Source organism: Amycolatopsis rhabdoformis (genome assembly GCF_035918295.1).
In the GTDB taxonomy this organism is placed as follows: Bacteria; Actinomycetota; Actinomycetes; order Mycobacteriales; family Pseudonocardiaceae; genus Amycolatopsis; species Amycolatopsis rhabdoformis.
Genome location: NZ_CP142149.1, coordinates 6,484,184 through 6,497,011, shown reverse-complemented (window position 1 = coordinate 6,497,011; position 12,828 = coordinate 6,484,184). Strand labels below are relative to the sequence as shown.

Genomic DNA, 12,828 nt, shown 5'->3' with positions numbered 1-12,828 from the left:
GTGGTGTCCGGGATCCACGCTAGTCGCGTACCCGGCTCACGCGAGCCGGGTACGCGAAAGACCGATCAGGCCTCGCTGTAGGGAACAGCCTTGACCAGCGTGACCTGCTGCGTGCGGCCGTTGGGCAGCTCGTACTCGCGCGACTCGCCTTCCTTGGCGCCGAGCAGGGCCTTGCCCAGCGGCGACTCCGGGGAGTACACGTCGAGCGCGCCCTCGGCGCCCTCTTCACGGGTGGCGAGGAGGAACTTCTCCTCGTCGTCGTCACCTTCGTACTTCACGGTGAGGACCTTGCCCGGGCCGGCGGTGCCGTCGTCCGCGGGAGCCTCGCCGACCTTCGCCGAACGCAGCAGCTCCTGCAGGTGCCGGATGCGTGCCTCGGCCTGGCCCTGCTCCTCGCGCGCCGCGTGGTAGCCGCCGTTTTCCTTGAGGTCTCCCTCTTCGCGGCTGTCGTTGATGCGCGCAGCGATGACCGGACGATTCTCGATCATTTCGTCGAGCTCGTGCTTGAGCCTGTCGTAGGCATCCTGGGTCAGCCAGGTCACCTTGTCGCTCACGGTCACCATCTCCTCGTCGGGCCTGCCAGGCTTGGGTGTTCAAGCCGGCCTCCGCACGGGCTCACTGCGCCCGCACGGCTGGGATAAAGGAAAAACACGGCCCGCCTCGGGCCGTGCTGGTGTGTCAGCTTATCACGGCAGGTTGCAGCGACGCCGGTCCATTCCACGCCGCGCGGACACCCGCCGCGCATTTCACCCCGTTGGCCGCTATGGGGTTGACATGTAACGTGGTATGGAGTACGAGCAGCCGTACACGTCGGCTGTCACCGGTTCCCCGATGCTCTTCACCACCGTGCTCACCCGGCTGTGGCCGGCTCCGGCGGGAACCAGCACCTCTCTCCGGCCGCTCTCGGCGCCGGACCTGTCCTGCACCCGCACGACGCACACCCCGGCCTTGTCGGGGTCGTCACGCGTGACGTTGATGGTGATCTCCATCGCGTTGCCCGGGCGGGGTTCGAAGGCCACCCGCTCCGCGTCGATCGAGGCCGCACCCAGGTTCACGTAGGCGATCCACGCCACCGCGAAGCTCGCGACCACCGCGACCGCGGCGAAAACCCAGCGCTTCCAGCGCTTCGACCCGGCCTTGGCGGGCGAGCCGTACCGGTCCGCGGGCGGCGCCGGACGGGCGTCTCCCTCGGTGGTAGCGGTCTCTCCGGTCTGCAAGTCCGGGCCTCCGGTCGTTCTTGTCGTACCCGCGGGGACAATGGGTGGAGCCCGCCTGGGGGCACCACCTGTCGTCGAGTATCCGCGAGCCGTTCCGGTGGCGTGGAGCCGGGGCACGGTACGACGGAATAACGGACCACGAAAGGGTCGTTCGGAACATGGTGCGAGCTGACGAGCTGATGACGAGCGACCGCGCCTCGAACCTGCGTCTCATGGCGGTGCACGCGCACCCCGACGACGAGTCGAGCAAGGGTGCCGCCACCATGGCCAAGTACGTGGCCGAGGGCCACGAGGTCATGGTCGTGACGTGCACGGGCGGTGAGGCGGGCAGCATCCTCAACCCCGCCATGGACCGCCCCGAGGTGCTGGCCAACATGACGGAGATCCGCCGCGACGAGATGGCGCGGGCCGCGAAGATCCTGGGGGTGCAGCACCGCTGGCTCGGCTTCGTCGACTCGGGGCTGCCCGAGGGCGACCCGCTGCCACCGGTTCCGGAGGGGTCCTTCGCGGTGGTGCCGCTGGAGGAGTCCACCGAGGCGCTGGTGCGCGTGGTGCGCGAGTTCCGTCCCCACGTGCTCATCACGTATGACGAGAACGGCGGCTACCCCCACCCCGACCACATCCGCACCCACGTGGTGTCGATGGCGGCCTTCGACGCGGCGGGCGACCCGAACCGTTTCCCCGACGCCGGCGACCCGTGGCAGCCGCTCAAGCTCTACTACGTCCACGGCTTCTCCAAGGCCCGGATGACGCTGTTCGACGAGGCGCTCAAGAAGGCAGGCCTGCCCTCGCCGTACGACGAGTGGCTCAAGAACTGGGACCCGGATCGAGCCGACATCATGGAGCGGGTGACCACCCGGATCGAGTGCGGTGAATACTTCGAGGTGCGCGACGAGGCGCTCAAGGCGCACGCCACGCAGATCGACCCGACCAGCCGCTGGTTCGCGGTGCCGCTCGAGATGCAGCGCGAGGTCTGGCCGACCGAGGAGTACGAGCTGAACCGCTCCCTGGTGGACAGCACGCTGCCGGAGGATGATCTGTTCGCCGGCATCAAGGAGAAGGTGAGTCCATGAGTTTCGGTGTGCCGGCCGTCGCGGTCGCCCCGCTGACGGCCTCGGCCCTGTTCCTGGCCCAGCAGCCCGACAGCGGCGACAACGGCGGCCAGGGTGAGGACTTCGGCAAGTCCTCACCCGTCGGCCTGCTGGTGCTGATCCTGTTCCTGATCGCGGTCGCGTTCCTCATCCGGTCGATGAGCAAGCACCTGAAGAAGGTGCCGAAGAGCTTCGACCAGGAAGAGGTTGCGGACGCGGCGGGGGAATCGCCCGAGCAGGAGAAGGCGGGCGAACCGGTCGACACGGTCGAGTCCGCCGCCGCTGACCCGGCGCGCGCCAAGTCCGACTGACCTCGCCCGCCGGCCGGGTTCGCGGTGGTGCCACCCTGGTGGCATGGCGAACCGACTGGCGGACGCGACCAGCCCCTACCTCCTGCAGCACGCGGGCAACCCCGTCGACTGGCGCGAGTGGGGGCCTGAGGCGCTGGCCGAGGCGCGCGAGCGCAATGTGCCGATCCTGCTGTCGGTCGGCTACGCGGCGTGCCACTGGTGTCACGTGATGGCCCACGAGTCCTTCGAGGACGAGGGCACCGCGACGCTGATGAACGCGCACTTCGTGAACATCAAGGTCGACCGCGAGGAACGGCCGGACATCGACGCGGTCTACATGGCCGCCACCCAGGCCATGACCGGCCAGGGCGGCTGGCCGATGACCTGCTTCCTCACGCCCGAGGGCGAGCCGTTCCACTGCGGCACCTACTACCCGCCGACGCCGAGGCAGGGCCTGCCGTCGTTCGGGCAGCTGCTGGTGGCCGTGTCGGAGGCGTGGACCGAGCGGCCGGAGGACCTGCGCGAAGGCGCGCAGCGGCTGATCGGGCACCTCACCGAGCGGAGCGGGCCGTTGCAGGCTTCCGCGGTGGACGCCGCGGCGCTGGCCGGCGCCGTCGAGAAGCTCGCGGCCGAGGTGGACCCGGTGCACGGCGGGTTCGGTGGGGCGCCGAAGTTCCCGCCGTCGATGGTGCTGGAATTCCTGTTGCGCCACCACGAGCGCACCGGCTCGGCCGAGGCGTTTTCGCTGGCTTCGTCGACTGCGGACGCGATGGCCCGCGGCGGTATCCACGACCAGCTCGCCGGCGGTTTCGCGCGGTACTCCGTGGACGCGGAGTGGATCGTGCCGCACTTCGAGAAAATGTTGTACGACAACGCTTTGCTGCTCCGGGTTTACGCCCATTTGGCCCGGCGGGGCTCTTCGTTCGCGTTGGGCGTCGCCGAGGGGATCGTCCGGTTCCTCGAGACGGACCTGCGCACCGAGCAGGGCGGCTTCGCGGCTTCGCTCGACGCGGACACCGAAGGCGTCGAGGGCCTCACGTACGTGTGGACCCCGGCTGAGCTGCGCGAAGTGCTCGGCGACGAGGACGGCGCGTGGGCCGCTTCGGTGTTCTCGGTGACGGAGCGCGGCACGTTCGAGAAGGGCTCTTCCACGCTTCAGCTGCCGGGCGATCCTGAGGATTCCGCGCGGTACGAGCGCGTGCGGCTGGCGTTGCTGGCCGCGCGTGCTTCGCGGCCGCAGCCGGCGCGTGACGACAAGGTGGTGGCCGCGTGGAACGGCCTCGCCATCACCGCGCTGGCCGAGGCGGGTGTCGCGCTGGAGCGTCCACAGTGGATCGAGCTGGCGCGCCGCGCGGCTTCGCTGCTGCTGGACCTGCACGTGGTCGACGGCCGTCTGCGGCGCAGCTCGCGCGACGGCGTGGTCGGCGTGCCGGCCGGGGTCCTCGAGGACTACGCCTGCCTGGCCGACGGCCTGCTCGCCCTGCACCAGGCCACCGGCGAGCCGCGCTGGCTCGACGAGGCGACCCGGCTGCTGGACCTGGCGCTGAAGCACTTCGCCGCCGAGGCCGCGGGCGCCTACCACGACACCGCGGACGACGCGGAAACGTTGGTGCAGCGGCCTTCCGACCCCACGGACAACGCGAGCCCCTCGGGTGCTTCGGCACTCGCGGGCGCGTTGCTCACGGCTTCGGCACTGGCCGGCCACGAACAGGCTGGGCGCTACCGCGACGCGGCGGACGCGGCGTTGCAGCGCGTAGGCCTGCTGGCCGACCGGGCGCCGCGGTTCGCCGGCCACTGGCTTGCGGTGGCGGAAGCCGCGCAGTCGGGGCCGGTACAGGTCGCCGTGGTCGGGGCCGACCGCGCCTTGGTCACGGCGGCCGCGCAGCGGATCCACGGCGGCGGCGTGGTGCTGGGCGGAGAGCCGAATGCTGCCGGTGTGCCGCTGCTGGCCGACCGTCCGCTCGTGGACGGCGGCGCGGCCGCGTACGTGTGCCGCGGGTACGTGTGCGACCGGCCGGTGACGTCGGTGGAGGAGCTGCTCGCCCACCTCTGAGTTCCGCCCCTGGTGAACAACGCCCTGCTCAGCGTGTATTCGGCGTAGCTTCAGCAGCGAGGTAATCATGTAATCGCGGAGGCGAGCATGCACACGCGCTACAAGGTGGTGGGACACATGGCACGAGGGTGGAAGGGCCGCGGCGGCTGGCAGCAGGCCGAGGTGCCGTCGGCCGAAGACGCGTCGGCCTGGTTCGGCGGACGCCTCCCGGACGGCTGGTTCACGGGCGAGCCGGAGATCACGGTCGACCGCGAGGAGATCATCATCGTGGGCGAACTGCCCGCGCTGACCGGCGACTTCGCGGACGACGCGGCCCGCGCGGCCGCCGAGGACGGGCGCATCAGCCGCTTCCGCGAGGAGACGCGCGACGAGCGCATCGAGATCGCGCGGCAGGCCGAGCACCGGTACCAGCGCAAGGTGGCGTGGGGCGCGAAGCTGGGCGGCACGCAGGTGCTGTTCACCACGGTGTCCGCGCCGGTGATGACGCGGCTGCGCCAGCCCGAGCGGCTGGTGCTCGACACGCTGGTGGCGGCGGGCGTCGCGCGGTCGCGTTCGGAGGCGCTCGCGTGGGCGGTGCGGCTGGTCGGCGAGCACGCCGACACCTGGCTGGCCGAGCTGCGCGACGCGATGACGAAGGTGGACGATCTGCGGTCGAAGGGCCCGGATCTCAGCTGAGTGCTCGCGAACGGGACTCTCGTGCTTCGGCGCGGGAGTCCCGTTTCACGTCCGGGGCCGCCACCGTCCGCGCAGCGTCCGCCGGTCCGTTCGCGTGAGCTGGCCGGCGGAATCGCGGTCCCAGTGGCCGCCGTGGGAATCGGTGAAGGCGAGGCCCGGCACCGCGGCGGTGGAGTACAGGTCGTCGGCCGGGAGCCGGTCGTGGCCGAACGGCAGGCCGCGCACGGCGGTGGCACGCGGCGGCAAGATGGCGAGCCGAAGCTGGTGCGGGGTGTCTTCGTCGGGGCGCTGAACGGTGACGGTGCAGTCGAACGCGGGTGCGTCACCGCCGTTGTGCACGCACACGACATAGTCCTCGGCGCGCTCGTGGCGGCTGCCCTCGTCGAGCCACGCGGACACCGAGTGCGCCTGCTCCTGCTGCCGGATCTCGGGCTGGTCCTTGCGGTTGAGCAGCATGATCCACACGTACGACGCGAAGCCCAGCAGCGAGCCGGCGCTGCCGATCGCCGAGATCCACGTGGCTGTCGAACTCATCGTCGCGTGCTTTCCCCGCCGGTTGGCCCGCCAAACGATCGAGTCGTCTTCGTCACCTCGACCTGCGACGACGCCGGGACGAGGGCAGGCTTACCAGTGAGTAGCCAGTCGCTTCGGACGTTTCGGATTCGGAGGAGCCGTGGACATCCCTGCCGTTCCCGCGAAGGTGGACCCGGACGCGCTCACCGCCGTCCTCGACGGTCGCTGGGCCGAGCTGCGCCGCGGTGTGCGCACGCAGATGTCGGCCGAGACGTTCCGCGATCCGGTGGACCTCGACGTCGAGCCGCACCGCGCGCAGGTGCTCGAGCAGCTGCGCGAGCTCGCCGCCACGGATCGGCCGGCGCTGGGGTTCGACCGCGCGTACGGCGGGCAGAGCGACATCGGCGGCTCGGTGGTGTCGTTCGAGATGCTGGGCCTCGGCGACCTTTCGCTGATGGTGAAGGCCGGCGTGCAGTGGGGGCTGTTCGGCGGCGCCGTGCAGTTGCTCGGCACCGAGCGTCACCACGAGAAGTACCTGCGCCGCATCATGGATCTCGACCTGCTCGGCTGCTTCGCGATGACCGAGCACGGCCACGGCTCCGACGTGCAGCACCTGCACACCACCGCGACGTACGACCCGTTGACGGGGGAGTTCGTGGTGCACAGCCCGGATCCCGGCGCCACCAAGGAATACATCGGCAACGCGGCTCGCGACGGGCACGCCGCCGTGGTCTTCGCGCAGCTCGTGACGGGCGGCGATTCCCGTGGCGTGCACGCGTTTTTCGTGCCCATCCGCGACTCTGCCGGCGCGCCGATGCCCGGTGTCACGATCGAGGACTGCGGCCGCAAGGCGGGCCTCAACGGCGTCGACAACGGGCGGCTTTCGTTCAACCAGGTGCGCGTGCCGCGTGAAGCGCTGCTGAACCGCTTCGGCGACGTCGCCGTCGACGGCACCTACAGCAGCCCCATCGAAAGCGACGGCCGCCGCTTCTTCACGATGCTCGGCACGCTGATCCGCGGCCGCGTGAGCGTCGGCGGAAGTGCCGGCAGCGCCACCAAACGCGCGCTGACCCTGGCCATTCGCTACGGCGACCAGCGCCGCCAGTTCACCCGGCCGGACGGCGACGAGGTCGTGATCCTCGACTATCTGGGCCACCAGCGGAAGCTGCTGCCGGCGCTCGCGAAAACGTACGCGCTGCACTTCGCGCAGGAAGAACTCGTCGCGAAGCTGAACGACATCGCGCCCGACGCGCCCGAAGAGGAACAACGCGAGTTGGAATCCCGCGCGGCCGGCCTGAAAGCCGCCAACACCTGGCACGCCACCGCCACCATCCAGACCGCCCGCGAAGCCTGCGGCGGCGCCGGCTACCTGTCGGAAAACCTGCTGGCCGGCCTGAAAGCCGACACCGACGTCTTCACCACCTTCGAAGGCGACAACACCGTGCTGCTTCAGCTGGTGGCCAAGGGCTTGCTCACGCAGTACAAGGAACACTTCGAAGAACTCAGTCCACTCGCGACAGCCCGCTTCGTCGCCGAACAACTCGTGGGCGCAGTCCTCGAACATACGTCGGCCCGGGCTTTCGTGGAGCGCCTGACGGAATCGGACGACGCCGAGGTGCTGTTCGATCGGGAATGGCAACTGCGGCTGTTCGAGGACCGTGAGTCGCACGTGCTGGAAGGCGTGGCGAACCGGCTCCGCAAGGCCGGGGAGGATCCGTTCGGCGTGTTCAACGCGGCGCAGGATCACGTCCTGGCCGCGGGGCGGGTGCACGTGGAACGTCTTGTGCTGGCGGCGTTTGCGCGTGCGGTGGAGGGTTGCGAGGACCCGGAGGCGGCTGCGTTGCTTTCCCGGGTGTGCGACCTGTACGCGCTGTCGGCCATCGAGGCGGACCGCGCCTGGTTCCTCGAGCACGGGCGGCTCACGACTTCGCGGTCGAAGGCGGTGACGGCGGCGGTGAACGAGTTGTGCGCCACGCTGCGGCCGCATGCGGGGACGTTGGTGGATGCGTTCGCGATCCCTGCGCAGTTCTTGGCGGCGCCGATGTTGCGGGGCTGACGCTTGGAGCAGACTCGCAGAGCTACGCTGCAGGAATGATCAGTGCCGCCGATTCGGCCATTGCGGGGTACTTGGTTCAATACGGTGAAACGGAGACCGCACGCTGGGTCTTGACTTGCAGCGAAGACGACCTCCTCCGGATCGGTTCGGTGGGGCACTGGTTGGAGCTGCGCGGACCCAGCACCCCGACGGGCGCCGGCATGATGCTCGCCAAGGCCTTGGCGCTGGCGGCGGTGTACGTGCGCGAGGGCAAGCCCCGCGACCTCGTTCGCAGTCGTCGGCGGTTGACCGGCGATGAGAGCGTGGTTGCCCCGGAGCACCGGGAACGACGACCGTCGGTGAAGGCTTCTTTGACGCTGCCCCGGGATTACGGGATCGGGGACGACGCCCGGGACTACTGGGAGGAGCAGCCTGTGCAGTCTGCTCCGCCCTCCGGCGAGGTCCCCGTGGTGCCGAAGCTCGAACCAACGGCTCCCGCTGTGTCCGACGCGATCATGCGGTGGTGGGACGGCCGCACCAAGTACAACCTCACCGAAAACCTGATCCGCAACGACGTCGGCTACTTGCGGACCGCGGGCCAGTACCTGATCGTCGAGCGGAAGGCCACACCGAGCCTGCACTACGTCCAGGCGATGCGCCGCCCTGAGGGGAACTACCAGATCGAGTACCGGGACGGTGGTCCCGAGCGGCACTTCCAGGCCTACGCCAAGAATCGTCCTCAAGTGGTCGCCGCTCTGTGGGGCTGGACCACTCGCGACACGATCTGGCAAGAGCGCTTCGAGTGGACGAACATCGGCAGCATGTTCCTCGATCCGCAGGCGAGGACCCCGATCGACGAGTGAGGGAGGCCAGGTTCCTGGACGCTTGTGTTCCTCGCGTGATCGACATGGAGGTATGCGCCGAAACGGGACCGTGATTGCCAGAGGCGCCTGCGGCTACCAGCCGGACAGCGCGACCTGGCAGCAAACGCCGGTTAGGCGTACAGAACCAGCCAGATCGCCACATAATGCGAAATCGCCGCCAACACCGTGCACGCGTGGAAGAACTCGTGGTACCCGAACGTCTCCGGCCAGTGGTTCGGCCACTTCACCGCGTAGAACACCGCGCCCATCGTGTAGAAGAGGCCGCCGACGCAGATGAGGACCAGGGCGGCGATGCCGGCGTGGCGGGCGAGTTCCGGGAGGACGAAGACCGCGACCCAGCCCAGGGCCACGTAGATCGGGACGCCGAGCCAGCGCGGGGCGTTCGGCCACAGCATCTTCATCGCGACGCCGAGCAGGCCGCCGCCCCAGACGATGGCGAGGACGATGTAGCCGGTGGGCTGGGACATGGCCAGCAGTGAGAACGGGGTGTACGTGCCTGCGATGAAGAGGAAGATCATCGAGTGGTCGGCGCGCTTCATCCACTTGTAGGCGCGCGGGCTCCACAGGCGGCGGTGGTACAGAGCGCTCACGCCGAAGACGCCGAGCACGGTCAGGCCGTACACGGACGTCGCGAGGGCGGCGAGCGGGGACACGGTGGACGCGGCGAGCGTCACGAGGGTGGCGGCGCCCGCGACGGCGCCGAAGAAGGACCAGAAGTGGATGTGGCCCCGCAGGCGGGGGCGGGTGTCCACTGGCGCAGGGCCGGACGGTGGGGGTTCGGTCGTCACGCTCACCCGGCCCAGGTTACGGGAGCGTAGGTTTTTCGCCACCCCCCGTGGCGCGTCACACGTGTGACGCAGGGGTGCGTACGCTCAGCTGACGTGAGCCTCCGGTCCTTCATGTCCGACGTCGTCTACAGCGTCTACGGCCGCCGCCTGATCCAGCAGGCGCGGGGTCGCCATCCGCGCCACATCGCGATCATGCTCGACGGAAACCGCAGGTGGGCGCGGGAAGCCGGGTTCACCGACGTGGCCGACGGCCACCGCGCGGGCGCGAAGAAGATCGCCGATTTCCTCAGCTGGTGCCGGGAGGCCGACGTGGAGGTGGTCACGATGTGGCTGCTCTCCACCGACAACCTCAACCGCGACCCCGACGAGCTCGAGCCGCTGCTGAAGATCATCACCGACGTGACCGACGAGCTCGCCGGCCCCTCGGTGCCGTGGCGGCTGCGGATCATGGGGGCGCTGGACCTGCTGCCGATCGAGGTCGCGAAGAAGCTCACCGCCGCGGCGGCCCGCACGGAGGACCGGCCGGGCATGGAGGTGAACATCGCCGTCGGTTACGGCGGGCGGCAGGAAATCGCCGACGCCGTGCGCAAGCTGCTGCTGCAGCAGGCCGACGAGGGCACGTCGATCCGTGAGCTGGCGAAAATCCTCGACGTGGACCACATCTCGGAACACCTGTACACCTCGGGCCAGCCGGATCCCGACCTTATTATCCGAACGTCAGGAGAGCAGCGGCTTTCCGGATTTCTGCTCTGGCAGTCGGCGCATTCGGAATTCTGGTTCACGGAAGCGTACTGGCCCGCATTCCGGCGAGTGGACTTCCTTCGCGCGCTTCGCGACTACGCGTGGCGCCACCGTCGCTTCGGCACCTGAGGCGAGCTGCGGCAAACCCGGCGCGAACCCGGGGTAAACCGAGGCTGAACCGGCCCGAGCCCGGACATGACGAAGGCCCCGGAGCGGCAGCTCCGGGGCCTTCGTACTAACCACGTCAGTGGCCGTGGTGCTCCAGCGAGTGGAGGATCAGGGCCGGGGTGGTGGCAACGCCCGTGTAGGCGCCGGCGACCAGGGAGGCCGCGCCGAAGCCCAGGGCCCCGCCGCCCTCGATGAAGGTCGCGTAGGCGTCACCGAACGTCGGGTCCGGGGTGTAGCCGTGGTCTGCCGGCGAGGCGAACGCCGTGCCGCCGATCAGCATCAGGCCCGCAGCGGCACCGGCGATGACTCCAGCCTTCTTCAGCACTTCGCACACTCCTACAGTAGATATACCTGGGATCCGGGGCACCGAAGTTTCCGGTGGTGTGTCCCGCAGTGAGAAAATTACCCTCGTCGCGGCCGAAATGAATGCCGGGTACGCCCATTGTGTGAGGCCTAAAACGCCTTGTTCACCCGGTCCGGTTCTGTCTTCAGGACGCGAAATGCATTCCGGTCCGCCCCGTGGTACAAGGCTTTACGCTGATCTTTCGAATGCGTTCGGTGATCTTTTCACCATGATCATTCCACCGCGTGATCCCTCGATCGCTGACTACGTGACGCAGCGTGACAGTGACGGGGCGTTGATGTCGGACGACCTACGGTGAGGTGACGAATGAGCGAATCACCTGTGTGGCTGCCTGCACGATCCGCGATCCGTCGGTACCTTCCGGAAGTGAGGGCACGCGTTCCGTGCGGGTCCTCGAGGGAGGCCCTGGTCGTGGCGTTGATCGAGGGGGCGGCTCAGCCGCCCACACGATGCACGAGGGGGCCGGCACCCGGCCCTCGTGGCCGTACGCGCTGACGTAGCCAACGTCAGGGAGTACGGACCCAGCCAGGGAGGTGCCCGGCCCAGCGAGTGCGGGCGTGGGGTGCAACACGCCCTCGAGGGAGATGCCGTCGTGACTGCGCAGCGTTCACCCCGCAAGGCCTCTGGCCGTTCTTCGACCGGTGCCCCTGGCCCGGAGAAAGCCTCGATCTCGCCCGAATCCGGGCAGTTCACGTACGTGCTCGACACGTCTGTGCTGCTCTCAGACCCGTGGGCGGTGACGCGGTTCGCCGAACACGCGGTCGTGCTGCCCCTGGTCGTCATCAGTGAACTGGAGGCCAAGCGCCACCACCCCGAGCTCGGCTGGTTCGCCCGCGAGTCGCTGCGGTTGCTCGACGACCTGCGGCTCAAGTACGGCCGGCTCGACGCGCCGATCCCCATCGGCGACGAGGGTGGCACCCTGCAGGTGGAGCTCAACCACACCGATCCGTCGGTGCTGCCGGTGGGCTTCCGGACCGACTCCAACGACCACCGCATCCTCGCGTGCGCGCTCAACCTCGCGGTGGAACGGCCGTCGGTCACGCTGGTGACGAAGGACATCCCGCTGCGGGTCAAGGCGGGGGCCGTGGGCCTCGCCGCCGACGAGTACCGCGCGGGCGAGGTCACGCCATCGGGCTGGACGGGCATGGCCGACGTGGACGCCCCGCAGGAGCTGATCGACAGCCTCTTCTCGGGCGGCACCGTCGACCCGGTCGAATACGGCCTTCCGGACGTGGGTGAGCTTCCGTGCCACACCGGCCTGCGGCTGCTCGCCGGCAGCTCCAGCGCACTGGGCCGCATCACGGCCGACAAGCGCGTGCGGCTCGTGCGCGGCGACCGCGAGGCGTTCGGCCTCCACGGCCGCTCCGCCGAGCAGCGCGTGGCTCTCGACCTGCTGCTCGACTCCGACGTCGGCATCGTGTCTCTGGGCGGCCGCGCGGGCACCGGCAAGTCGGCGCTCGCGCTGTGCGCCGGCCTCGAGTCCGTGATGGAACGCCGCCAGCACCGCAAGGTCGTGGTGTTCCGCCCGGTCTACGCCGTCGGCGGCCAGGACCTCGGCTACCTGCCCGGGTCCGAGAGCGAGAAGATGCAGCCCTGGGCGCAGGCCGTGTTCGACACGCTCGGCGCGCTGGTCAGCCAGGACGTGCTCGACGAGGTCTTCGACCGCGGCATGCTCGAGGTGCTCCCGCTGACCCACATCCGCGGCCGCTCGCTGCACGACTCCTTCGTGATCGTCGACGAGGCCCAGTCACTGGAACGCAACGTGCTCCTCACGGTGCTCTCCCGCCTCGGCACGGCGTCCCGCGTGGTCCTGACCCACGACGTGGCCCAGCGCGACAACCTGCGCGTCGGCCGCCACGACGGCGTCTCGGCCGTGATCGAGAAGCTGAAGGGGCACCCGCTGTTCGCGCACGTGACGTTGACGCGGTCGGAGCGCTCGCCGATCGCGGCGTTGGTGACGGAGATGCTGGAGGACCACGGCTGAGCTGACTGACTCACGTAAAGGGGCT

The 12,828-nt window shown here is 69.4% G+C and carries 13 protein-coding genes; 8 read left to right on the top strand and 5 right to left on the bottom strand.

Annotated features, from left to right (window positions below):
* Positions 1-65: 65 nt before the first annotated feature.
* Positions 66-563 (bottom strand): transcription elongation factor GreA, encoded by a 498-nt coding sequence (gene greA / locus VSH64_RS29790; protein ID WP_326566057.1) that lies wholly within the window; start codon positions 561-563, stop codon positions 66-68.
* Between the two features lie 198 nt (positions 564-761).
* Positions 762-1,217, bottom strand: a complete 456-nt coding sequence (locus VSH64_RS29785; RefSeq protein ID WP_326566055.1) for a DUF4307 domain-containing protein — start codon at positions 1,215-1,217, stop codon at positions 762-764.
* A 158-nt stretch (positions 1,218-1,375) separates the two neighbouring features.
* Between VSH64_RS29785 and mca the strand changes: the two genes are divergently transcribed.
* The 4 genes from mca (at position 1,376) to VSH64_RS29765 (ending at position 5,326) form a co-directional block, all read left to right on the top strand.
* Complete coding sequence (gene mca, locus VSH64_RS29780) at positions 1,376-2,290, top strand: mycothiol conjugate amidase Mca (RefSeq protein WP_326566053.1); 915 nt, start codon at positions 1,376-1,378, stop codon at positions 2,288-2,290.
* A complete protein-coding gene (locus VSH64_RS29775; RefSeq protein WP_326566051.1) occupies positions 2,287-2,619 on the top strand; it encodes a hypothetical protein in 333 nt (110 codons plus the stop codon). The genes mca and VSH64_RS29775 overlap by 4 nt, the downstream gene beginning before the upstream one ends.
* Before the next feature lie 43 nt (positions 2,620-2,662).
* Positions 2,663-4,651 (top strand): thioredoxin domain-containing protein, encoded by a 1,989-nt coding sequence (locus tag VSH64_RS29770; RefSeq protein ID WP_326566049.1) that lies wholly within the window; start codon positions 2,663-2,665, stop codon positions 4,649-4,651.
* Positions 4,652-4,768: 117 nt separating this feature from the next.
* Positions 4,769-5,326 carry a hypothetical protein gene (locus VSH64_RS29765; protein WP_326566047.1) on the top strand — a complete coding sequence of 186 codons (558 nt, stop codon included), beginning with the start codon at positions 4,769-4,771 and terminating at the stop codon, positions 5,324-5,326.
* Between the two features lie 45 nt (positions 5,327-5,371).
* Here the strand turns inward: VSH64_RS29765 and VSH64_RS29760 are convergent, their stop codons facing one another.
* On the bottom strand, positions 5,372-5,860 hold the full coding sequence (locus VSH64_RS29760) for a hypothetical protein (protein WP_326566045.1): 489 nt from the start codon (positions 5,858-5,860) through the stop codon (positions 5,372-5,374).
* Between the two features lie 139 nt (positions 5,861-5,999).
* On the opposite strand from VSH64_RS29760, the gene VSH64_RS29755 reads away from it, so the two are divergent.
* Both VSH64_RS29755 and VSH64_RS29750 read left to right on the top strand, forming a co-directional pair.
* Entirely contained in the window at positions 6,000-7,895 is a 1,896-nt protein-coding gene (locus tag VSH64_RS29755) for an acyl-CoA dehydrogenase family protein (RefSeq protein ID WP_326566043.1), read from the top strand.
* 35 nt (positions 7,896-7,930) lie between these two features.
* Positions 7,931-8,737, top strand: coding sequence for a hypothetical protein (locus VSH64_RS29750; protein ID WP_326566041.1), 807 nt, complete (start codon positions 7,931-7,933; stop codon positions 8,735-8,737).
* 131 nt (positions 8,738-8,868) lie between these two features.
* Here the strand turns inward: VSH64_RS29750 and trhA are convergent, their stop codons facing one another.
* Positions 8,869-9,510 carry a PAQR family membrane homeostasis protein TrhA gene (trhA, locus tag VSH64_RS29745; RefSeq protein ID WP_456062105.1) on the bottom strand — a complete coding sequence of 214 codons (642 nt, stop codon included), beginning with the start codon at positions 9,508-9,510 and terminating at the stop codon, positions 8,869-8,871.
* A gap of 147 nt (positions 9,511-9,657) precedes the next feature.
* On the opposite strand from trhA, the gene VSH64_RS29740 reads away from it, so the two are divergent.
* Complete coding sequence (locus VSH64_RS29740) at positions 9,658-10,416, top strand: isoprenyl transferase (RefSeq protein ID WP_326838058.1); 759 nt, start codon at positions 9,658-9,660, stop codon at positions 10,414-10,416.
* Positions 10,417-10,531: 115 nt separating this feature from the next.
* Here the strand turns inward: VSH64_RS29740 and VSH64_RS29735 are convergent, their stop codons facing one another.
* The gene (locus VSH64_RS29735; protein WP_326566038.1) at positions 10,532-10,780 is read right to left on the bottom strand and encodes a hypothetical protein; all 249 of its coding nucleotides are present in this window, start codon (positions 10,778-10,780) and stop codon (positions 10,532-10,534) included.
* Positions 10,781-11,516: 736 nt separating this feature from the next.
* On the opposite strand from VSH64_RS29735, the gene VSH64_RS29730 reads away from it, so the two are divergent.
* Positions 11,517-12,803, top strand: a complete 1,287-nt coding sequence (locus VSH64_RS29730) for a PhoH family protein (protein ID WP_326838057.1) — start codon at positions 11,517-11,519, stop codon at positions 12,801-12,803.
* Positions 12,804-12,828 lie beyond the last annotated feature (25 nt).